The organism is Kocuria sp. WN036 (assembly GCF_002287015.1).
Lineage (GTDB): Bacteria > Actinomycetota > Actinomycetes > Actinomycetales > Micrococcaceae > Kocuria > Kocuria rosea.
The window spans coordinates 1-20,395 of record NZ_NSKF01000015.1 but is presented as its reverse complement, the minus strand read 5'-3'; the positions used below and the strand labels follow the sequence as shown (position 1 = coordinate 20,395).

Sequence of the window (20,395 nt, the reverse complement as noted above, 5' to 3'; positions counted from 1 at the left end):
CGTCCCGCCTCGGCGGCTCAGGTGCTCACTTCTCGGAGACGGCCGCCGCGAGCCGCTCGAGGGAGTGCTCCAGGGCGCCCTCCTCGAAGAGCGGGAAGGACACGGCCTTCTTGGCCTCCGGGGTCGCGTGCTCCCACGAGTAGGTCTCGGTGACCAGCGTGGCGCCGGGGCCCTGGGGCTCGAGCTCCCAGATCCACTCCCAGCCCTCCAGCTCGGCGCCCTGCGGCTTGGGCTTCCAGGCGAGGAGCTTGTTCTCGTCGTAGCCGGAGACGGTGTTCTCCATGACGTAGTCGCCGCCCATGTGCTCGCCGTTCATGTTCATCACGAACACCTGGCCGACCTTCTGGATGCGCTGGTCGTCGCCGGAGACGACCGTGCCGGAGCCGTCGATCTGCCGGTGGCGCGAGGGCAGGCTGAGGACGTCGAAGATGGCGTCGGCGGGGGCGTCGATGACGCGGCTGGCGGACAGGCTGTTCTCGGACACGGGTGGTTCCTCTCGTCGGCAACGGTACGGCCCCACCGTAGGCAGACGGGGCCGGTCCCTGGCCAGGGCTGTCCGCTCCCCGCGTAGCCGGGTCCGGCCCGTGCGCTCAGCCCTGCCCCGCGCCGAGGCCCTGCGGCTCCCCCGCCAGCGCCCGCAGATAGCCGGCGAATCCCCGGTCGACCCGGCCGGTGCTCCGGCCCGAGGTCAGCACCCGCACCCGGTCCGTGGCGAGCACCCGGTGCCCGCGCGCCCGCGCCGCCTCCGCCAGCCCGACGTCCTCGCCGTGCGGCAGGGCCGGGAAGCCCCCGCACGCGGCGTACACGTCGGCGCGCACGCCCAGGTTCGCCGCGTGCACGTGGGGGTGCCCCTCCTCCAGCCGGTGCCGGGCGTGCCAGCGCGCCAGGAGACCCGCGGCCAGGTCCCCGGGGTCGGGCTCCACGGTGCCCAGGAGCAGCTCCGCCCCGCGCCCGGCCGCGTCCAGGTGGCCGGTGAGCCAGTGCGCGGGCACCGCGCTGTCGGCGTCGGTCGACACGATCCAGGTGCGCGCCCCGGCGGCTCCCGCGGCGGCCACCGCGGCGGCCCGGGCCGCCCCCGCGGTGCCCCAGGACCCGGCGACGACGTCCGCCCCCGCCGCCGCGGCGATCCGGGCGCTGCCGTCGGTGCAGCGGTCCAGGGCCACGACGACGTCCACCCGCACCGGGGGCCGGGCCGCCCGCACCCGGGCGGCGGCGTGCTGCACCGTGGCCAGGCACCGGCCGAGCAGCCGCTCCTCGTTCCGGACCGGCACCACCACGACCACCCGCTCCACCCCGGTCAGCACGTGCCCGCGCCGGCGGTCTGCGGCCCCACGGGCTCGAAGACCTCCAGCAGGAAGTCGCGCTCCGTGTGGCGCAGCAGGGGCCCGAAGCGGGCGTCCGCGTGCACGGCGGCGTGCACGTCGGCCCCGTCGAGGGGCCAGCCCTCGATCGGGTGGCGCCAGTGACACAGCAGGAGGTGGCCGTCCGGCTCGAGGGACCCGGCCACGCGGTCGAGGAGCCCGCCCAGCTGCGCGGCGTCGAGGAAGTAGCCGGTCTCGGAGACCACCACGAGGTCGAACCGCCCGGGCGGCCACTGCCCGGGCAGCCTGCGCTGCTCCACCTGCACGCCGGGGAGCTCCGCCAGCCGCTGCCGGGCGCGCTCGACCGCCACCCCGCTCGCGTCCACGGCCAGCACGGACTCCGCCCGGTCCGCGAGCTCGGCGGTGAGGGCGCCGAGGGAGCACCCCGCCTCCAGGACCCGGCGGTACCGGGGGCGCGGCAGCGCGGCGAGGGTCACGGCGCGCTTGCGCCGCTCGTACCAGGATGAGTCGACGTCCCAGGGGTCCTCGGCGCCGCGGTGGACGTCGTCGAACACGGCGGCGGCGTCCGGGGCCTGCCCTGCGGGCGGGAGCACGAAGAAGTGCTCGGCCGGGCGGCGGAACCGGGCCAGCACGTGGGGGCCCAGGAGGGCCTCGTCGCCCGGGGCCGGGGACAGCGGCAGGACCTGCGAGGCGTGCGCGGCCAGGGCCTGCTCCTTGGCCGCGCACGCGGGGGCGTCCAGGGCGAGGACCCGGATCCCGTGCGGGGGCAGGTCCTCGGGCCCGCCCCAGTGCCACAGCCAGACGGGGTACTCGAGGCACTCGACGCCGTGGACGGAGGCGGCCGCCCGGGCGGCTCGGCCCAGCACCTCGTGGTCGACGTGCCCGTCGTCGCTCCACGGGGCGGCGAGCACGCCGCGCCGCCCCGCGGCGGCCCACGCCGCGGCCTCGGCCACGGGGGCGCGCAGCGCCTCCCCCGCCGACGCCAGGGCCCCGTCGGGCAGCCCCAGGAGCTCGGGGACCACGCCGTCGGCGAGCCGGTCCGTGGCGGCGGAGGCCTCGGTCCGGCGCACCCGGGCGAGGTCGGCGGGGGTCCGGGTCGGCGAGCGCGGGTGCGACTGCTCGCCCAGGGTCGCCACGACCACCCGCACCCGGGCGCCTGCCCGGGCCGCGAGGGAGATCAGGCCGCCCGCGCCGAGGCTCTCGTCGTCCGGGTGGGCGGCGAGGACCACGAGGCGGTCGATCCCGTCGAGCTCGAGCGGGCGCGCGGCGTGCAGGCGCGGCGCCCGCGCCCACACCGCCTCGGGGGTGCCGGGGTCCCGGTGGTCGAACGTCACCACGGGCGGTCCCCCGCCGCGCCCTCGAGCAGGGCCCGGCCCAGTGCCGCGGCGTCCCGCTGCGCGTGCTCCTGCCGGACGTACACCTGCAGGGCGCTCACCCGGCGGACGTGCTCGGGCGCGCCGGTGAGCGGGCCCGGCCCGGTGGCGGCCGAGACCTCCGCGGTCACGGCCTCCGCCGTCCGGGCGACGACGCGGCGGGTGCGCAGGGCCAGGACCGCGCCGCGCTCCCCGCCGGCCCGGCCGGCGTCGACCTGCTCCGCCGCCGAGCGCAGGGCCGTGCGGGCGGAGTGCAGGAGGGTGTCGACGACGCCGAGCGCCGCGTGGCCCACCTGGTCCAGCGGCCGCACGTCCGGGGCCCGGCGCCGCACGGCGTCTCCCCACAGGACGTCGGCCACCCCGGCCGCGCCGCCGTACCAGCACGCGGCCACGCCGATCCCGCCCCAGGCGAAGCCGGGGCGCTCCAGGTACCACCCGTCCTCGCCGACCGGCACGGCCGGCACCGCCGTGCACCGCACGGCGCCGGTCGGCACGTCCCGCAGCCCGGCCGGCCGCCAGTCCTCGGTGCTCCCGGGGACGACCCCGGGGTGGGCGAGGTCCACGGCGAAGGCCCGGCGGCGGCCTCCGCCGGTGCTCGCGGTGACCACGGCCCGGTCGAGGTGCGCGGCGAGCGAGCACCACGCCTTGGTGCCCGTGAGCTCCCACCCGCCGGCCCCGTGGCGGGCCACGAGCTCGTGACCGGGGGCCTCGGCGGCCCAGACGCCCCAGGCGGCGGGCGGGCCGGCGAGCTCCTCGAGTCCCGCCTGGTGCAGGATCGCGAGGGCGTCCAGGTGCGGCTCGACCACGCGGGCGAGGGACAGGTCGAGCCGGGCGAGCTCGGCGAGCCGCCGCCACAGCTGTCCGGTGCGGCCGGCGCCGGGCAGGGGGAGCTCCTCGCCGAGCGCCCGGGCCACGCCCAGGGCCTGGTCCAGGGCGCCCGGGGTGCCGGCGCGCAGGGCCGCCGCGGCCTCCTCGGCGCGTCCGGGGCCGGCGGCGGGTCGGGGGTGCGGCGGGGGCATGCGGTGTCCATCGGTCGGCGGCAGGGAGACGATCAGCCTACGTCCTGCCCGCCGGGCCCGCTCGCGCCCCCTCCGCAGCGCTCCGGCGAGGACCCGCGAGCGGGCCTCGGCGGACCGGGTCAGTAGGCCTGCTGGGACGGGTCCACCTGCTCGATCCACGCCAGCACCCCGCCCTCGAGGTGCGCGACGTCGGTGCGGCCCGCGGCGCGCAGGAGGTGCAGGGCCCGTTCGGAGCGCGCCCCGGCCTTGCAGTGCAGCAGCACCCGGCGGCCCGGGGCGATCCGGGCGAGGGCCTCCCCGGACTCGAACTGGTCCAGCGGGAGCAGCCGTGCCCCGGGGATCGCCGCGAGCCGGGCCTCGTAGGGCTCCCGGACGTCGACGAGCTCGAAGTCCGCGGCGCCGCGCTCCCGGGCCGCCAGCAGCTCCGCGAGCTCGGGGGCCGTCACGGTGGGGACGCCTCCCGGCTGCGGGCCGGGCGCCGGGCGGGCGGGGGCGCTGTCGCCGGCCGACGCCAGGGTGGTCACGGGCGCGCGGCCCGGCGTGGGCACCAGCGGGATCTCCCACCAGCGCGCCGAGAGGGCGTCGTAGGTGGCGACCCGGCCGAGCATCGTGGTGCCGATCCCGGTGACCAGCTTGACGGCCTCGACCGCCATGGCGGTGCCCAGCAGCCCCGGCAGCACGCCGAGCACCCCGGCCTCGGCGCAGCTGGGCACCGTGCCCGGCGCCGGGGGCACGGGGTAGAGGTCGCGGTAGGTGGGCCCGTGCGCGCCCCAGAACACCGAGTACTGGCCGTCGAAGCGCAGGATCGAGCCCCACACGTGCGGGACACCGGCCAGCTCGCACGCGTCGGAGACGAGGTAGCGGGTCTCGAAGTTGTCCGTGCCGTCCAGGACGAGGTCGTACCCGGCGAGGACCTCCTCCGCACTCTCCGCGGTGAGCCGCTCGCGGTGCTCCACGACGCGCACCAGCGGGTTGAGGTCGGCGATCCGCGCGGCGGCCGAGGCGGTCTTGGGCGCCCCGAGGGTCCCCTCGCCGTGGATCACCTGGCGCTGCAGGTTGGAGGCGTCCACGTCGTCGTCGTCGACGACACCGAGGGTCCCGACGCCCGCGGCGGCGAGGTAGAGCAGGGCCGGGGAGCCGAGGCCGCCCGCGCCCACGCACAGCACCCGGGCGTTCTTGAGCCGCCGCTGGCCCTCCTCGCCGATCTCGGGGACGGTCAGGTGGCGGGCGTAGCGGCGCAGCTCGGCGTCGGTGAGCTCCGCGGCTGGCTCGACGAGCGGGGAGAGGTCCACGGCGCTCAGGCGTCCAGTCCGACCCACTCGGTGGAGCCGTCCGCGAACCGCTGCTCCTTCCAGATGGGCACCTCGGTCTTGATCCGGTCCACGAGCGCGTCGCAGGCGGCGAAGGCGAGCTTGCGGTGGGCGGCGGCCACCGCGGCCTCCAGGGCGGAGTCCCCCACGCGCAGGTGGCCGACCCGGTGGGCGGCCCAGATCCGCACCCCGGGGAACTCCTCGGCGACCCGGCGGGCCACGTCCTGGACGGCCCGGTCCGCGCCGGGGTGGCAGGTGTAGTCGAGGCTGGTGACGGGGCGGCCGCCGTCGTGGTCGCGGATGACACCGCTGAAGGAGACCACGGCGCCGGTGCGCTCGTCCTGCACGGCCTCGACGGCCCGGGCGTGGTCCAGGGGCTCCTCGGTGACGAAGGCGCCGACCACGGCGGTCTCCGCCTGGATCGGTCCGGGTGTGCTCATCGGTCGGTCTCCTCGTGCGGTCGGGGGTCGTGGCGGGGGCCGTCGTGCCCGCGGTCGCGGTGGCCCTCGAGCTGGTCGCAGACGTGGTCGAGGATCGGCTCGAGGACCTTCAGCCCGTCCCAGACCCCGCCGGTGGAGCCGGGGAGGTTGACCACGAAGGTGGCGCCGCTGACCCCGGCGTGCCCGCGGCTGAGCACCGCCAGGGGGGTGGTCCTCCGGCCCTCCGCCCACAGTGCCTCCATGATGCCGGGCAGCTCGCGGTCGAGGAAGGGCCGGGTCATCTCGGGGGTGAGGTCGTCCGGGCCGAGGCCGGTCCCGCCGCTGGTGACGACCACCCGGGGGCGGTCCGCGGGGGCCCGGGTCACGAGCAGCCGCTCCAGCTCGGCGCGCACGTCCTCGCCGTCGGCCACCACGAACGGACCTTCGACCTCGAAGCCGTGGGAGCCGAACCAGTCGGCGGCGATCCGCCCGCTCCGGTCCTGGTAGACCCCGGCGGCGGCGCGGGTGGAGGCGACGATGACGGCGGCGCTCCTCATGCGGCGTCCCCGTCGGTCCGCGCCCAGTCCCCGGACTTGCCGCCGGACTTCGCGAGCACCCTGACCCGGTCGATCTCGGCCAGCTTGTCCACGGCCTTGATCATGTCGTAGAGGGTCAGGGCGGCCACCGAGGCCGCGGTCAGCGCCTCCATCTCCACGCCGGTCACCCCGCGCGTGCGCACCGTCGCGGTGATCCGCACGCCGTCCGCCAGCCGCTCGAAGTCCACGGTCACCTTGCTGATCGGCAGCGGGTGGCACAGCGGGACGAGCTCCGGGGTCCGCTTGGCCGCCATGATGCCGGCCACCCGGGCCACCGGCAGGGCGTCCCCCTTGGGGAGGTCCGCGGCGAAGACCTGCTCGACGACGTCGGGGCGGGTGCGCAGCGTGGCCGTCGCGGTGGCCTCGCGGGTGGTCACGGCCTTGTCGGAGACGTCCACCATGTGCGCGGACCCGTCCGCCCGGACGTGCGTGAGGCTCTGCTGCTGCTCGGTCATGTCGGTTCGGTCCCCTTCGGCTCTCCCGGATGGTGCGTCCCTCCCATTCTGGCCCACCCCCGCGCCGCGCACCGCCGCGTCATGTCTGGTCCCGTGCCGGGGCGCGGTGCTAGCTTGACGGAACGCGACCAGAGTGCCGTCGACGCCGCCGGCACTCGGAAGGAGCCACCGTGCTGTCAGACACCTCGTACCCCGTCGTCAAGGCCACGCTGCCCGTGGTCGGGGAGAACATCCAGGAGATCGCCCGGCGCTTCTACGCGCACATGTTCGGCGAGCACCCCGAGCTGCTGGACGGGCTGTTCAACCGCGGCAACCAGGCGGACGGCCGGCAGCAGCAGGCGCTGGCCGGGTCCGTGGCCGCCTTCGCCGGCTACCTGGTGAACAAGCCGACCGAGCTCCCGGACCACCTGCTGTCCCGCATCGCGCACAAGCACGTGTCCCTGGGGCTGCACCCGGACCAGTACCAGATCGTGCACGACAACCTCATGTGGGCCATCGTGGACGTCCTGGGCGACGCCGTGACCCCGGAGGTCGCCGCGGCCTGGGACGAGGTCTACTGGCTGATGGCCAACGTGCTCATCAACCAGGAGCGCGGCCTCTACGAGGCGGTCCGGCTCTCCCCCGAGACCGTCTGGCGGACCTGGCGGGTGGTCGAGAAGATCCCGGAGACCGAGGACGTCACGACCTTCGTGGTGGAGCGCGTCGACGAGCGGGAGGTGAAGCGGTCCCTGCCCGGCCAGTACGTGACCCTCAGGATGGAGATGCCCGACGGCGTGCTGCAGCCCCGGCAGTACAGCCTGACCCGCGCCGACGACGGACAGCACCGGCGCTTCGCGGTGAAGCGGGTGCGCGGCAACGGCACGCCGGCCGGCGAGATGTCCACCCTCCTGCACGAGACGGTGCAGGTGGGGGACGAGGTGGTGCTCTCGGTGCCCTCCGGCGACGTGGTCCTGGAGTACTCGGACCGGCCGCTGGTGCTGGCCAGCGCGGGCATCGGCGTCACGCCGATGGCGGGCATGCTCTCGCACCTGGTGAAGGACGGCTCCCAGCGCACCGTGCAGTTCCTGCACGCGGACGCCTCCCCGGAGACGTTCGCGCTGCGCGGGCAGATCGAGGAGGACCTCGCCGCCCTGGAGGACGGCTCCCTGAAGGCCTGGTTCGAGCAGCCGCGGGCGGCCGGCGAGCGCGCCGAGAACGAGTACGAGGGGTTCATGGACCTGCGCGCCGTGGAGCTGCCGCACGACGCGCAGTACTACCTGTGCGGGCCGCTCCCCTTCATGCAGGCCGTGCGCAGCGCGCTCGTCGCCCGCGGTGTCCCGCCCCGGGACATCCAGTACGAGGTGTTCGGCCCGGACCTCTGGCTCGCCGACTTCGAGTGACCGGCCGTGCAGGCCCCGGGAGAACGACCGGGGCAGGACCAGGACACGGCCCGAGGGCCGGACGACGACGACGGAGGACACGATGACGGACACGCACGGCAACCACGTGGAGGAGCTGGCGGTCAACAGCTGCTGGGACCTGCTCCGGGACGCGGGCGTCGGCCGCCTCGCCGTGTGGGTGGAGGACCACCCGGACATCTTCCCGATCAACTTCGTGGTGGACCACGGGACCCTCGTCTTCCGCTCGGCCGAGGGGACGAAGGTCGCCGGTGCCCTCACCGACGTCCCCGTGGCGGTGGAGATCGACGGGTACGACGAGCCCGCCGGGAAGGCGTGGAGCGTGGTGGTCAAGGGCCGCGCCGAGCGCATCCAGCAGGTCCAGGAGCTCACGGACACCCTCGACCTCCCGCTGTTCCCGTGGCAGGCGGGGCGCAAGGGCATCTTCGTCCGGGTCGTGCCGTCCCTCGTGACCGGCCGCCGGTTCCCGGTCGCGGACCCGGAGGTGTGGCGCACCCCGCTGTCGGGGGTGCGGCGCTCCCCCGACGAGTGAGCCTGCGCCGGGACGTGCTCCTCCGCCGGGCCGCCCCGCTCCCGAGCTGACCGCCGGCTGCGGTCCGGGCCGCGCGTCCGGCGCCCGGACGGCGGTCAGGTCCGGGCCCGCTCGTCGTCCTTGCCCCCGTTGCGCACGGTGAAGGTGAGCACCAGGGCGGCCACCGCGAACACGGCCAGCAGGGTCAGCCCCACGAAGTAGCTGTTGTTCTCGGCGTCGTAGGTGGCGCCCATCACGAGCGGCGGGAAGTAGCCGCCCAGGCCGCCGGCGGCCGCGATGATTCCGCCGATCGTGCCCACGTCCTTCGCCGGGGCGGCGCGTCCCACCCACCCGAACACGCCGCCGGTGCCCAGGCCGAGGAACACCGCCATGGCCAGGAACGTGGCGCCGTAGGCCACCTCCTGGATCGGCTGCAGCGCCACGACCATCGCGAGGACCGCCGTGCCGACGAGCGAGGTGATCGTGACGATCTTCGGGCCGAGGCGGTCGGCGAGGATCCCGCCGACCGGGCGGGCGACCACCGCGGCGAGGGCGAAGCCGGCGGTGCGGGTCCCGGCCGCGGTGGCGTCGAAGCCGTAGACGGTGTTCAGGTAGGTGGGCAGGTAGTTGGAGAACGCCACGAACGCGCCGAAGACCACGCCGTAGAGGAAGCACAGCTGCCAGGTCACCCGCAGGGTGAAGGCGTGCCTGATCCGGGGCAGCACCGGCTGCGGCACGGCGCCGGCGCGGACCGGGGACTCGCGCAGCCCGAGCCAGCAGACCACGGCCATGGCCGCGACGATCGCGGCGATGACCGCGTGGGCGCCCAGGTACCCGATGCCCGCGACCAGGCGCGGGGTGACGAACGCGGAGACCGCGGTGCCGGCCATGCCCGCGCCGAACACGCCGGTGGCGAAGCCCTTGCGGTGAGACTCGTACCACGCGGAGCAGAACGGGATGCCGATGGCGAAGACCGTGCCGGCGATGCCGAGGAAGAACGCGACGACCAGCAGGAGCCCGAAGCTGCCCAGCTGGCCCACGAGGGCGGTGAGCAGCACCAGCGGGGCGGTCAGGGCGAGGATCGCCGTGAACATCACCCGCCCGCCGAGGCGGTCCGTCAGGGCGCCGACGGGCACCCGGGCGATGGAGCCGACGAAGATCGGCATCGCCACGAGCAGCGCGGTCTGCGAGGAGCTGAGCTCCATCTGCTCCGCGTAGCGCCTGGACAGCGGGCCCACGATGGTCCAGGCCCAGAAGCCCGCGGTGGACGCCAGCGTGGCGAGGAGCAGGTTCCGCAGCTGGCCGGAGCGCAGGTCCGGGGCCGCGGTGCCCGGGGAGGCGGCGGACGACGACGAAGATGACATGGCGGTCCTCGCAGATGGGGCTGGTCAGCGGCGGGTGCCGGCGCGGTTGCGGTGGGCGCTCCTGTCCCGGTCCTGGGTCCCGACGGGGTCCCAGCCGCGGCGCACCGGCACGGACCCGGTGGACCGGTGGTCCCGGGAGCGGTAGACGATGTACGGCCGGAACAGGTAGTGCACGGGGGCGGTGAACGCGTGCACCAGGCGGGTGAACGGCCAGACGGCGAAGAGCCCCATGGCCCACAGGGCGTGCACCTTGAAGGAGATCCCGGCGGCCGTCATCGCGGCGACGTCCGGCTGCAGGATCCAGATCGAGCGGAACCACGGGGAGACCGTCTGGCGGTAGTCGGGCACGGAGTGGTCGAACACCGAGATGAGGGTGGTGCCCAGCCCCGTGAGCAGCGCGGCCACGAGCATGACGTACATGAACTTGTCGTTCTTGGTGGTCGCCATGAACACGGGTCCGGTGGTGCGCCGGCGCCAGATGAGCATGATGATCCCGAGCAGCGTGCCCACGCCGGCCACGAGCCCGATGCTCAGGGCCAGGAAGTGGTACATCCCCTCGGTGACCCCCACGGCCTCGGTCCAGGTCTTCGGGATGATCAGACCCATGACGTGGCCCGCGAGCACGGCGAGGATGCCGAAGTGGAACAGCGGGGAGGCGATGCGCAGGATGCGGGACTCGTAGAGCTGCGAGGACCGGGTGGTCCACCCGAACTGGTCGTACCGGTACCGCCAGACGGTGCCGCCGATCACGACCGCCAGCACGACGTAGGGCAGCACGCCCCAGAGCAGGATGTCGCCGACCCCCACGGAGGCGGCGGCCGGGGCCGCCGCCTCGAGGGGGAGGGAGGTCCCGGGCGCGAGCAGGCTCGCGGCGGTGGCGGTCATGCGCTGTTCCTTTCGGTGACGGGCAGCAGCCGGGGGTCGTACGGGTCGAGGCCCACGGACTCCGTGGGCGGACCGTAGCCGGCCATCCGCAGGGCGGCGTCCCGGTCCTCCGGGGAGACCCCGGGCAGGGTGGAGCACACGAGGGCGACGACGCCGTGGTACGGCAGGCCGTCGTCGCGCAGCGCCAGCCGCAGCAGCTCGAGGGACGGCCGGTAGCGCTGGAGCAGCTCGTAGCCGTCCTCAGGGGAGACCTTCGCGGCGAACTCGAGCACGAGCGGCAGGTAGTCCGGCAGCTCGGCCCCGTCCAGCTGCGCGCCGTGGGAGCGGTAGACCTCCTTGAAGGCGGCGAGCGCCTCGCCCCGCCGCCGGGTGTCCCCGTCGGTCCAGTAGGTCAGGTGCAGGCTGTGCCGCCGGGAGAGGTCGAACTCCTGGACGTAGTCGGCCTGCACCTGGTCGAGCGGGCGGGCGCGCAGCCAGTCGAGGAGGTCCTCGGGCACGGGCGCGCCCACCTCCTCGAGGGCTTCCCGCAGGACGGGCAGCATGACCAGGAGCTCGTGGTCGGGATAGCCGAGCAGCACGGCGGCGGCCTGCCGGGCCACCGCGCTGCGCCGCGGGTGCCGGTCCGTGCAGCGCCCGGGGTCGAGAGTTCCCCTGCCGGCCTTGCCCAGCAGCCTCTCCAGCAGGCTCACGGCCGGTCCCCGTCCTCGGAGCGCGGCGGGAACAGCCCCGCGGGCGCCCCTCGGCCGTCCCAGTTGAGCAGGTTCACGCGCCCGGCCATCTGCTGCTCCGAGGTGGCGGACTCGCCGGTCTGTCGCGCCCGCAGGGCGTTGAAGTTCTCCACGGCCACGGGCGTGGGGCGCCCGGAGGCCTCGCCGAAGACGCCGGTCTGGCCCATCCCGGGCCCTCCGTCCACGTCGAGGGAGCAGCCGATCTCCTCGAGGTTGTGGGCGTCCTCCAGATGGGCGGAGGGGATGACGTAGCGCTCGTCGTACTTGGCGATGGCCATGAGCCGGTACATCTTCTGGATCTCGGAGCCGGTCATCCCGACGCCCTCGGCGATCGACTCGTCCGGGGCGTCCCCGAGGGCGATGTCCCGCATGTAGGAGCGCATGGCCGCGAGCTTGCGCAGCACGTCCGTGACGATCTGCGTGTCCCCGGCCGTGAACAGCTCGGCGAGGTACTCCACCGGGATGCGCAGCGAGTCGATGGCGCCGAACAGGTTGCCCGCGTCCTCGCCGTCGTGCCCCTGGTCCTTGAGCAGGTCCACCACCGGGGACAGCGGCGGGACGTACCAGACCATCGGCATCGTCCGGTACTCCGGGTGCAGCGGCAGCGCCACCCGCAGCTCCTTGGCCAGGGTGTAGACGGGGGACCGGCGCGCGGCGTCGAGCCAGTCCTCCGGGACGCCCTCGGCGCGGGCCGCGGCGACCACCCCCGGGTCGTGCGGGTCGAGCATCAGGTCCAGCTGGGCCTCGTAGAGGTCCCGCTCGTCCGGGGTCGCGGCGGCCTCGGTGACCCGGTCCGCGTCGTACAGGAAGATGCCGATGTAGCGCAGCCGGCCGACGCACGTCTCCGCGCAGACCGTGGGGATGCCCACCTCGATCCGGGGATAGCAGAACGTGCACTTCTCGGCCTTGCCGGACTTGTGGTTGTAGTAGATCTTCTTGTACGGGCAGCCGGTGACGCACTGCCGCCAGCCGCGGCAGCGGTCCTGGTCCACCAGCACGATCCCGTCCTCGGTGCGCTTGTAGATCGCGCCGGAGGGACAGGAGGCCATGCAGGACGGGTTCAGGCAGTGCTCGCAGATGCGCGGGAGGTAGAACGCGAACGTCTGCTCGAACTCGAACTTGATCCTGTCCTCGGACTCGCGGCGCACCTTCTCCACGATCGGGTCCAGGTGGCCGGCCTCGGTGACGCCGCCGAGGTTGTCGTCCCAGTTGGCGGACCACTCGATCTTGGTGTCCTTCCCCGTGATCAGGGACTTGGGGCGGGCCACGGGGAAGTCGGTGCCGGCGGGGGCGTTGGTGAGGGTCTCGTAGTCGTAGGTCCACGGCTCGTAGTAGTCGTCGAGCTCCGGCTGGACGGGGCTGGCGAACAGGCCCGCGAGCTTCGCCCAGCGCCCGCCCGACTTCAGCTTGAGGTTGCCGCGGCGGTTGAGCTCCCACCCACCCTTCCACTTCTCCTGGTCCTCGTACCGGCGGGGATAGCCCTGCCCGGGACGGGTCTCCACGTTGTTGAACCACACGTACTCCGTGCCGGCGCGGTTCGTCCACGCCTGCTTGCACGTCACCGAACAGGTGTGGCACCCGATGCACTTGTCGAGGGCCATCACCATGGCGACCTGGGCCATGACTCGCATCAGTACTGGACCTCCTGGGAGCGCTTGCGGACCACGGAGACGATGTCGCGCTGGTTGCCGGTGGGCCCGAGGTAGTTGAAGGCCCAGGACAGCTGCGCGTAGCCGCCGATCATGTGGGTGGGTTTGACGAGGATGCGCGTGACCGAGTTGTGGATCCCGCCGCGGCGGCCGGTCGCCTCGGACTTCGGCACGTCGATGGTGCGCTCCTGGGCGTGGTGGACGTAGACGACGCCGGCGGGCATGCGGTGGCTCACGATGGCCCGGCCCACGTAGACGCCGTTGGTGTTGACGCACTCGACCCACTCGTTGTCGGAGACCTCGATCAGTGCGGCGTCCTGGGGGCTCATCCACACCGTGGTGCCCCCGCGGGAGAGGGAGAGCATGAACAGGTTGTCCTGGTACTCCGAGTGGATCGACCACTTGTTGTGCGGCGTCAGGTACCGCACGGCGATGGACAGCTCCCCCCGCTCCCCCAGCTGCGGCTCGCCGAAGAGCCGGTGCATGTCCAGGGGCGGGCGGTAGATCGGCAGGGTCTCGCCCATGTCCTTCATCCAGTCGTGGTCCAGGAAGAAGTGCATCCGCCCGGTGAGGGTGTGGAAGGGCTTGAGCCGTTCGATGTTGACCGTGAACGGGGCGTAGCGCCGTCCCCCGGTCTCGGAGCCGGACCACTCCGGGGACGTGATCACCGGGACCGGGGCGGCCTGGGTGTCGGCGAAGCTGATCCGCTTCTCCTCGGAGCCGCGGGCGAGGTCCGCGAGCTCCACCCCCGTGCGCTTCTCGAGGGTCTCGAAGCCCTGCACGGCCAGCTCCCCGTTGGTGGTCCCGGAGAAGAGCAGGATCGCCTCCGCCATCCGCGCGTCGGTGTCCACGGCCGGGCGGCCCGCCGCGGCCCCGGAGTCGAAGACCCCGTGCAGGCGCGCCAGCTGGTCCACCTGGTGGGAGACGTCGTAGGTGATGTGCTTCGTGGTGAAGCCCAGCCGCTCGGCCAGGGGCCCCACCGCCGAGAACTTCTCCCCGATCGCGGTGTAGTCCCGCTCCACGACCGCGAGGTTGGGCAGGTTCTTCCCGGGCACGGCCGGCAGGTCGGTGTGCTTCCAGTCGGGCGCGTGCCCGCCGGGCTGGGCGATCTCCCCCGGGGTGTCGTGGGTGAGCGCGGTGGCCACCAGGTCCTTGCGCACCCCCAGGTGGGTCCGCGCCTGGCGGGAGAACTCCTCGGCGAGCAGCCGGAACAGCTCGTAGTCGGTCTTGGCCTCCCACGGCGGGTCGATCGCCGGGGTGAACGCGTGCACGTACGGGTGCATGTCCGTGGAGGACAGGTCGTGCTTCTCGTACCAGGTGGCGGCGGGGAGGACGACGTCGGAGAGCAGGGTGGAGCTCGTCATCCGGAAGTCCGCGGAGACCAGCAGGTCGAGCTTGCCCTCGGGCGCCTGCTCGTGCCAGGTGACGTCCCGCGGCCGGGACGCGGAGTGGTCCTGCCCCATGACGTTGTGGTGCGTGCCGAGGAGGTGCCGGAGGAAGTACTCCTCGCCCTTCGCGGAGGACCCCAGCAGGTTGGAGCGCCACAGCACCAGGGTGCGGGCCCAGTTCTCGGGGGCGTCGACGTCCTCGACGGCGAAGCGCAGCTGCCCCGACTTCAGCCGGTCCGCGACCCACCGGGCCTCGTCGGGGGCCTCCCCCCGGGCCACGCCCTCGACGGCGAGGTCCGCGACGTCGAGGGAGTTGCGGTCGAACTGCGGGTAGAACGGCATCCAGCCCATCCGGGTGGACTTCGCGACCACGTCCGCGGTGTGCATGCCCTTCAGGTGGCCCTCCGCCAGGGGCGACTGGAGGGAGTCGGACGAGTAGCCGTCGGAGCGCCACTGGTCGGTGTGCATGTACCAGAACGCGGTGCCGATCATGAAGCGCGGCGGGCGGGTCCAGTCGGTGGCCGCGGCCATCGCGGCCCAGCCCGTGATGGGGCGGGCCTTCTCCTGGCCCACGTAGTGCGCCCACCCGCCGCCGTTGCGGCCCTGGCACCCGCACAGCATGAGCATCGCGAGGATCGCCCGGTAGGTGACGTCCCCGTGGTACCACTGGCAGATGCCGGCCCCCAGGATGATCATCGACCGGCCGCCGGACTTCTCCGCGTTGGCCGCGAACTCGCGGGCGGTGCGGATCACGGCCCGGGCCGGGACCGAGGTGATCTCCTCCTGCCACGCCGGGGTGTAGGGGGTCGCGACGTCGTCGAGCCCGGCCGCCCAGTCCCCCGGCAGGCCCTCGCGGCCCACGCCGTACTGGGCGAGCATGAGGTCGAAGACCGTGGTGACCGTCCGTCCGGCGACCTCGGTGACGGGCACGCCGCGGCGCAGCACCGAGCCCTCCCCCGTGGCGTCGGTGAAGGCGGGCAGGTGCACCGCGCTCACCGAGCCCTCGTAGGAGGAGGCGTCCGCGAGCGAGAGCGCCGGGCGCACGCCCTGCAGGTCGAGGTTCCACTTCCCCTCGTCCTGCTCGTTGTAGCGGAAGCCCATGGACCCGTTCGGGACCACGGGCGTGCCGGCGTCGCGGTCGATCAGCACGGTCTTGAACGCCGCGTCGGAGGCCGTCGCCTCGCCCCCGCCCAGGTCCGCGGCGGTGACGAACTTGCCGGGCACCACGGTGCCGTCTGGGCGCTCGTCGAGGGTGACGAGCATGGGCAGGTCGGTGTACTGCAGGACGTAGTCCTCGAAGAACGGCACCCGCCGCTCCACGAAGTTCTCCCGCAGGATCACGTGGCCCATCGCCATGGCGAGCGCGGCGTCCGTGCCGGCCTGGGCCGGCAGCCACTCGTCGGCGAACTTCGTGTTGTCCGCGTAGTCGGGGCTGACCGAGACGACCTTCGTGCCGCGGTAGCGGGCCTCCACCATCCAGTGCGCGTCCGGGGTGCGCGTGACCGGGACGTTCGAGCCCCACATCATGAGGTAGGTGGCGTCCCACCAGTCGCCGGACTCCGGGACGTCGGTCTGGTCTCCGAAGACCTGGGGGCTGGCCACGGGCAGGTCCGCGTACCAGTCGTAGAAGCTGTTCATCACACCGCCGATGAGGTTGATGAACCGGGCCCCCGCGGCGTGGGAGACCATGGACATCGCGGGGATCGGGGAGAAGCCGGTGCACCGGTCGGGGCCGTAGGTCTTCACGGTGTGCACGTGGGCGGCGGCGGTCATCTCGAGGGCCTCCTGCCAGCTCGAGCGCACCAGGCCGCCCTTGCCGCGGGCCTGCTGGAAGGCCCGGCGCTTCTCCGGGTCGCCGACCACCGCCTGCCACGCCAGCACGGGGTCCCCGCCCACCTGTTCCTTGGCCGCGCGGTACATCTCCAGCAGCACCCCGCGGACGTACGGGTAGCGGACCCGGGTGGGCGAGTAGGTGTACCAGGAGAAGGCGGCGCCACGGGGACAGCCGCGGGGCTCGTACTCCGGGCGGTCCGGGCCCACCGAGGGGTAGTCGGTCTCCTGCGCCTCCCAGGTGATGATCCCGTCCTTGACGTAGACCTTCCAGGAGCACGAGCCCGTGCAGTTCACCCCGTGCGTGGAGCGGACCACCTTGTCGTGGCTCCACCGGTTCCGGTAGAACGCGTCACCGGCCCGCCCGCCCTCGCGGTAGACCGCGCGGCCGTCCGGGGACTCCTCCCAGCGGGTGAAGAACTTCCCGAGCTTGAGCAGGGCGTGGGACGCGGGGCCATCGGTGCCCGGCGGAACGGAGCTGGCAACCATGGTGCCAACCTATCGAATTCGGCATTCTGAATTAGGATTTTCTTGTGGACCAATGAACGGCAATTCGGTGGAAAAGAATTCATGACACATCAATTTCAGAATTCATTTTCCGTCAAGAATTCCGGCACCCTTGTTTTTCTCGGCGGAAAGGGGATGACCGAGCCCCGGCTCTCGCGCGGACGGGCGCCGGCCGGGACTAGCCTGGCCGGATGGACCGACCGACCCTCCGCCCTCCCGGTGACCTCCGCCCCGGCGTGCGCCTCGACGTGCGCGACGACGGGCCCCCGGACGGGGAGCCCGTCCTGCTGCTGCACGGCTTCCCCCAGGACGGCACGAGCTGGTCCGGGGTCGCGCCCGTGCTGCGGCGCGCCGGCCTGCGCACGCTGGTGCCCGATCAGCGCGGCTACTCCCCCGGCGCCAGGCCCCGGGGTCGCCGCGCCTACCGGCTCGAGCTGCTCGTCCAGGACGCCGTGGCGCTGCTGGACGCCGCCGGGCTGGAGCGCGCCCACGTCGTCGGCCACGACTGGGGCGGGATCGTGGCGTGGACCCTCGCGGCCCACCGGCCGGAGCGGACGGCGTCCCTGACGGTGGCCTCGGTCCCGCACCCCCGGGCGCTCGCCCGCTCCCTGACCCGCTCGCCGCAGGCGCTGCGCTCGGCCTACGTCGGGGCCTTCCAGCTGCCCCGGCTCCCGGAGGCGCTGCTCGGTCCGCGCCTCGAGCAGCTCCTGCGCCGCTCCGGCCTGCCCGCGGCGGAGGCCGCCCGCTACGCGGCCCGGATGAGGGAGCCCGGCGCGCTCACCGGCGCCCTGAACTGGTACCGCGCCCTGCCGCTGTCCCGGCTGCGCACCGGACCGGTGGACGTGCCGACCACGTACGCGTGGGGCGCCCGGGACCCCGCCCTGGGCCGGCGGGCCGCGGAGCTCACGGCCGAGCACGTGCGGGGGCCCTACCGGTTCGTGGAGCTGGACGCCGGCCACTGGCTGCCGGAGACCCGTGCCGAGGAGCTGGCGGGACTGGTGCTCGAGCGCGTCGGCGGGACCGCGAACACCCCGTAGCGGCTCAGCCCCGCGGGGAGGGTCCCTCGGACGGCGCGTCCTCGCGCCGGCGCCGGGGGGTCCCCGCGATGCGCAGCGCGGCCTGGACCGCCAGCAGCGCGAACGCCGCGTAGTAGATCCCCACGGAGGGGTAGAGCTGGGGAACGGTGCCGTTCCAGCCCACCAGGGTGAGCACGAACAGGATGCCGCCGAGCACGAGCAGCCCGAGGTGCGCGGTGCCGAAGGCGCCCCGCTCGCCGCGCCGGGCGAGGAAGAGCGCCAGGACGGCGAAGAAGATCGGGAAGAGCATCTGGCCCACCACGGTGATGCCGTTCTGGTGGTACTCGTAGCGGCCGAGCGCCTGGATCACGGCGGTGGCGGCGAGGAGCAGCGGGGCGAGCAGGGACGTCATGGGGACCTGTTCTGTGCGATCGTCCGGGCGGGGGCGCGGACCAGTCTAGCGAGCGGCGGGGACACCGCCGCGGCGCCCCGGGCCCGGCCGGAGCCGCCCCGGCGGTGGTGGGGTCCTGCGGTGGTGCGGCCCTGCGGTCCCGCGGGCCGGGCGCGCACCGGGTCAGTCGAGCAGCAGCAGCTCCACCGGGGTCCCCGCCGGCAGCTCGGTCCCGCCCGCCGGCACGAGCGCGAGGGCGTTGGCCCGGGCCGCGGCGGCCAGCAGGTGGGAGCCGGGCCCGCCCGCCATCCGCACCGTGGCGCCGTCCCAGACGGCGCGGCGCACCTGGGTCCGCCCGGGCAGCGGCCGGACGGCCTCCGCGAGGGGCCCCGTGCGGCGGGCCCGCGGCGCCGGGGCGCCCACGGTCCCGGTCAGGGCGGGGCGGAGGAACATCTCGAAGGACACGAGGGTGCTGACGGGGTTGCCGGGCAGGCAGACGAAGGGAACGCCGCCCGGTGCCGCGAGGCCCTGCGGCCCCCCGGGCTGCATGGCGACGTGCACGAACTCGCCGTGGGGCGCGAGCACCTGCCGGACGACCTCGTAGGCGCCCTCGCTGACCCCGCCGGAGGAGACGAAGAAGTCGGGCCTCCGCGCGGTGTCCTCCGCCAGGCGTGCCGCGAAGGCGCCGGCGTCGTCGGAGAGCAGGTGGGCGCCGACCACCTCCACGCCCGCCTCCGCGAGCTGGGCGCGCAGGATCGCCGCGTTCGCGTCGAAGATCTGGGCCGGGCCGCGCGCGGCGCCGGGCGCCACGACCTCGTCGCCCGTCGTGTAGAGCACGGCCCGGGGGCGGGCGCGCACGGTCAGCTCCGCGCACCCCAGCGCGGCCGCGAGCCCGATCCGGGCGGGGGTGAGCCGCTGCCCCGCGACCAGCGCCGTGTCCCCGGCGACGACGTCCTCGCCCGCGCGGCGGACGAACCTCCCGGCCGGCTGGCCCGCCGGGAGCCGGAGGTGCGTCCCGGGTGCCGGGAAGCCCCCCGGCAGCGACTCCTCGACGGGCACCACGGCGTCCGCGCCGGGCGGCAGGGGCGCGCCGGTCATGACAGGGGCCGCCTCCCCGGGGCCGAGCGGGCCGGGGACGTGGCCGGCGGGCACGGGGGCGACGACGACGAACGGGGTGCGCCCGTCCTCCCCGGGCGCCGTCCGGCTGTCGGCGGCACGGATCGCGAAACCGTCCATCTGGGAGTTGTCGAAGGGCTGCAGGCTCAGGGGCGCCACGAGGTCCTCGGCCAGGACCCGGCCCGCCGCGGCCGCCAGCGGCACGGTCTCCGTCCGGACGCGGAGACCCCGCAGGGCCTCCGTGACCGCGCGGCGGTGCTCGTCGACGCTGCGGACCGGGTGCTGCGCGTGCCTGCTCATTCCTCCAGCGTAGGTGCCGGGGCGCGCCCGTCCTGGCAGGATCGGGGCCATGACGCAACGGGATGTGGAGCACACGCCGGACGGCCGGTGGATCGTGGTGGACGGCCGGCGGTGGCGCCGCCAGGATCCCGGGCTGCCCGAGGACGTCGCGGCCCGGCTGACGTCCCACCTGGGCCGGGCCCGGGCGGCCGTCCGCACGGTGCGGCGGGACGGCACGGAGGAGGAGCTGCGGGCCGTGCGGGACCGGGTGGGGATCGCCAAGCTGGGCCTCGGTGAGCGCGGCACGCCGTGGTGGGAGCAGTCGCCCGCCGAGCAGGAGGCCCGGTGGACGGATGCTCTCGCGCGGCTGGACGAGCAGGCCCCGCCGGAGCCGGCGTGACGCCGTACGGCGCCCGGGGCGTTCTCGGCGTGCTGGGGACTGATTACACTGGGCGGACCATCCCGGCACGCCGAGCACCGTGCGGGCCGGGGACGACCACCGAGGCGGTGACATGAGCGTTTCCCTGGGACTGCCGCGGCTCCGCGATGCGGGTCCGGGCCCGAGCGGTGCACCGCGGGAGGCGGGGCTCGTGGACCGCCACGGCCGCCGCGCCACCGACCTGCGCCTGTCGGTGATCGACAAGTGCAACCTGCGCTGCACCTACTGCATGCCCGCCGGCGGCCTGCCCTGGCTGCCCGCCGCCCAGCTGATGACCCCCGCCGAGATCACCCGCATCGTGCGCGTGGGCGTCGAGCAGCTCGGGGTCACCGAGCTGCGCCTGACCGGCGGGGAGCCCCTGGTGCGGGCCGACCTCGAGGAGATCGTGGCCGGGGTGCGGA

At 74.5% G+C, this 20,395-nt stretch carries 20 protein-coding genes; 5 read left to right on the top strand and 15 right to left on the bottom strand.

What is annotated here, in order from left to right; translation table 11 throughout:
- Positions 1 to 25: 25 nt before the first annotated feature.
- The 8 genes from CK505_RS10550 to moaC form a co-directional block, all read right to left on the bottom strand.
- Positions 26 to 484, bottom strand: coding sequence for an SRPBCC family protein (locus tag CK505_RS10550; RefSeq protein WP_017832116.1), 459 nt, complete (start codon positions 482 to 484; stop codon positions 26 to 28).
- A gap of 106 nt (positions 485 to 590) precedes the next feature.
- Positions 591 to 1,304 carry a glycosyltransferase gene (locus tag CK505_RS10545; protein WP_095651033.1) on the bottom strand — a complete coding sequence of 238 codons (714 nt, stop codon included), beginning with the start codon at positions 1,302 to 1,304 and terminating at the stop codon, positions 591 to 593.
- Positions 1,298 to 2,656 carry a PIG-L family deacetylase gene (locus tag CK505_RS10540; protein WP_255250933.1) on the bottom strand — a complete coding sequence of 453 codons (1,359 nt, stop codon included), beginning with the start codon at positions 2,654 to 2,656 and terminating at the stop codon, positions 1,298 to 1,300. Before CK505_RS10540 ends, CK505_RS10545 begins: the two co-directional genes overlap by 7 nt.
- Positions 2,653 to 3,714, bottom strand: coding sequence for an acyl-CoA dehydrogenase family protein (locus CK505_RS10535; protein ID WP_095651031.1), 1,062 nt, complete (start codon positions 3,712 to 3,714; stop codon positions 2,653 to 2,655). The genes CK505_RS10540 and CK505_RS10535 overlap by 4 nt, the downstream gene beginning before the upstream one ends.
- Positions 3,715 to 3,833: 119 nt before the next feature.
- Positions 3,834 to 5,006, bottom strand: a complete 1,173-nt coding sequence (gene moeB, locus CK505_RS10530) for a molybdopterin-synthase adenylyltransferase MoeB (protein ID WP_095651030.1) — start codon at positions 5,004 to 5,006, stop codon at positions 3,834 to 3,836.
- 5 nt (positions 5,007 to 5,011) lie between these two features.
- Positions 5,012 to 5,464 carry a molybdenum cofactor biosynthesis protein MoaE gene (locus CK505_RS10525; RefSeq protein ID WP_035925876.1) on the bottom strand — a complete coding sequence of 151 codons (453 nt, stop codon included), beginning with the start codon at positions 5,462 to 5,464 and terminating at the stop codon, positions 5,012 to 5,014.
- Positions 5,461 to 6,000 carry a MogA/MoaB family molybdenum cofactor biosynthesis protein gene (locus CK505_RS10520; RefSeq protein ID WP_035925874.1) on the bottom strand — a complete coding sequence of 180 codons (540 nt, stop codon included), beginning with the start codon at positions 5,998 to 6,000 and terminating at the stop codon, positions 5,461 to 5,463. Before CK505_RS10520 ends, CK505_RS10525 begins: the two co-directional genes overlap by 4 nt.
- Positions 5,997 to 6,494, bottom strand: a complete 498-nt coding sequence (gene moaC / locus CK505_RS10515) for a cyclic pyranopterin monophosphate synthase MoaC (RefSeq protein ID WP_017832123.1) — start codon at positions 6,492 to 6,494, stop codon at positions 5,997 to 5,999. Before moaC ends, CK505_RS10520 begins: the two co-directional genes overlap by 4 nt.
- A 170-nt stretch (positions 6,495 to 6,664) precedes the next feature.
- Here moaC and CK505_RS10510 point away from each other — a divergent pair, with 170 nt between their 5' ends.
- Together CK505_RS10510 and CK505_RS10505 are read left to right on the top strand one after the other, a co-directional pair.
- Positions 6,665 to 7,873: a globin domain-containing protein gene (locus CK505_RS10510; protein ID WP_035925871.1), complete on the top strand. Its 1,209-nt coding sequence runs from the start codon at positions 6,665 to 6,667 to the stop codon at positions 7,871 to 7,873.
- A gap of 82 nt (positions 7,874 to 7,955) precedes the next feature.
- Entirely contained in the window at positions 7,956 to 8,423 is a 468-nt protein-coding gene (locus CK505_RS10505) for a pyridoxamine 5'-phosphate oxidase family protein (RefSeq protein ID WP_017832125.1), read from the top strand.
- A 95-nt stretch (positions 8,424 to 8,518) separates the two neighbouring features.
- Here the strand turns inward: CK505_RS10505 and CK505_RS10500 are convergent, their stop codons facing one another.
- The 5 genes from CK505_RS10500 to CK505_RS10480 are packed head-to-tail and all read right to left on the bottom strand — an operon-like array spanning position 8,519 to position 16,735.
- A complete protein-coding gene (locus CK505_RS10500) occupies positions 8,519 to 9,766 on the bottom strand; it encodes an MFS transporter (RefSeq protein ID WP_095651029.1) in 1,248 nt (415 codons plus the stop codon).
- 24 nt (positions 9,767 to 9,790) lie between these two features.
- Complete coding sequence (narI, locus tag CK505_RS10495) at positions 9,791 to 10,651, bottom strand: respiratory nitrate reductase subunit gamma (protein ID WP_017832127.1); 861 nt, start codon at positions 10,649 to 10,651, stop codon at positions 9,791 to 9,793.
- The gene (gene narJ / locus CK505_RS10490; RefSeq protein WP_095651028.1) at positions 10,648 to 11,340 is read right to left on the bottom strand and encodes a nitrate reductase molybdenum cofactor assembly chaperone; all 693 of its coding nucleotides are present in this window, start codon (positions 11,338 to 11,340) and stop codon (positions 10,648 to 10,650) included. Before narJ ends, narI begins: the two co-directional genes overlap by 4 nt.
- Positions 11,337 to 13,010: a nitrate reductase subunit beta gene (narH, locus tag CK505_RS10485; RefSeq protein ID WP_095651027.1), complete on the bottom strand. Its 1,674-nt coding sequence runs from the start codon at positions 13,008 to 13,010 to the stop codon at positions 11,337 to 11,339. Before narH ends, narJ begins: the two co-directional genes overlap by 4 nt.
- On the bottom strand, positions 13,010 to 16,735 hold the full coding sequence (locus CK505_RS10480; RefSeq protein WP_095651026.1) for a nitrate reductase subunit alpha: 3,726 nt from the start codon (positions 16,733 to 16,735) through the stop codon (positions 13,010 to 13,012). Before CK505_RS10480 ends, narH begins: the two co-directional genes overlap by 1 nt.
- Positions 16,736 to 16,944: 209 nt before the next feature.
- Here CK505_RS10480 and CK505_RS10475 point away from each other — a divergent pair, with 209 nt between their 5' ends.
- Positions 16,945 to 17,790 carry an alpha/beta fold hydrolase gene (locus CK505_RS10475; protein WP_017834535.1) on the top strand — a complete coding sequence of 282 codons (846 nt, stop codon included), beginning with the start codon at positions 16,945 to 16,947 and terminating at the stop codon, positions 17,788 to 17,790.
- Positions 17,791 to 17,794: 4 nt separating this feature from the next.
- On the opposite strand, the gene CK505_RS10470 is transcribed toward CK505_RS10475, so the two are convergent.
- Both CK505_RS10470 and glp read right to left on the bottom strand, forming a co-directional pair.
- Entirely contained in the window at positions 17,795 to 18,181 is a 387-nt protein-coding gene (locus CK505_RS10470) for a hypothetical protein (RefSeq protein WP_017834534.1), read from the bottom strand.
- A gap of 162 nt (positions 18,182 to 18,343) precedes the next feature.
- Positions 18,344 to 19,576 (bottom strand): gephyrin-like molybdotransferase Glp, encoded by a 1,233-nt coding sequence (gene glp / locus CK505_RS10465; protein ID WP_095651025.1) that lies wholly within the window; start codon positions 19,574 to 19,576, stop codon positions 18,344 to 18,346.
- Between the two features lie 49 nt (positions 19,577 to 19,625).
- Between glp and CK505_RS10460 the strand changes: the two genes are divergently transcribed.
- Together CK505_RS10460 and CK505_RS10455 are read left to right on the top strand one after the other, a co-directional pair.
- Positions 19,626 to 19,955, top strand: a complete 330-nt coding sequence (locus CK505_RS10460) for a hypothetical protein (RefSeq protein ID WP_035925846.1) — start codon at positions 19,626 to 19,628, stop codon at positions 19,953 to 19,955.
- A gap of 112 nt (positions 19,956 to 20,067) precedes the next feature.
- On the top strand, positions 20,068 to 20,395 hold a 328-nt coding region (locus tag CK505_RS10455), incomplete at its 3' end, for a radical SAM protein (RefSeq protein ID WP_141246807.1).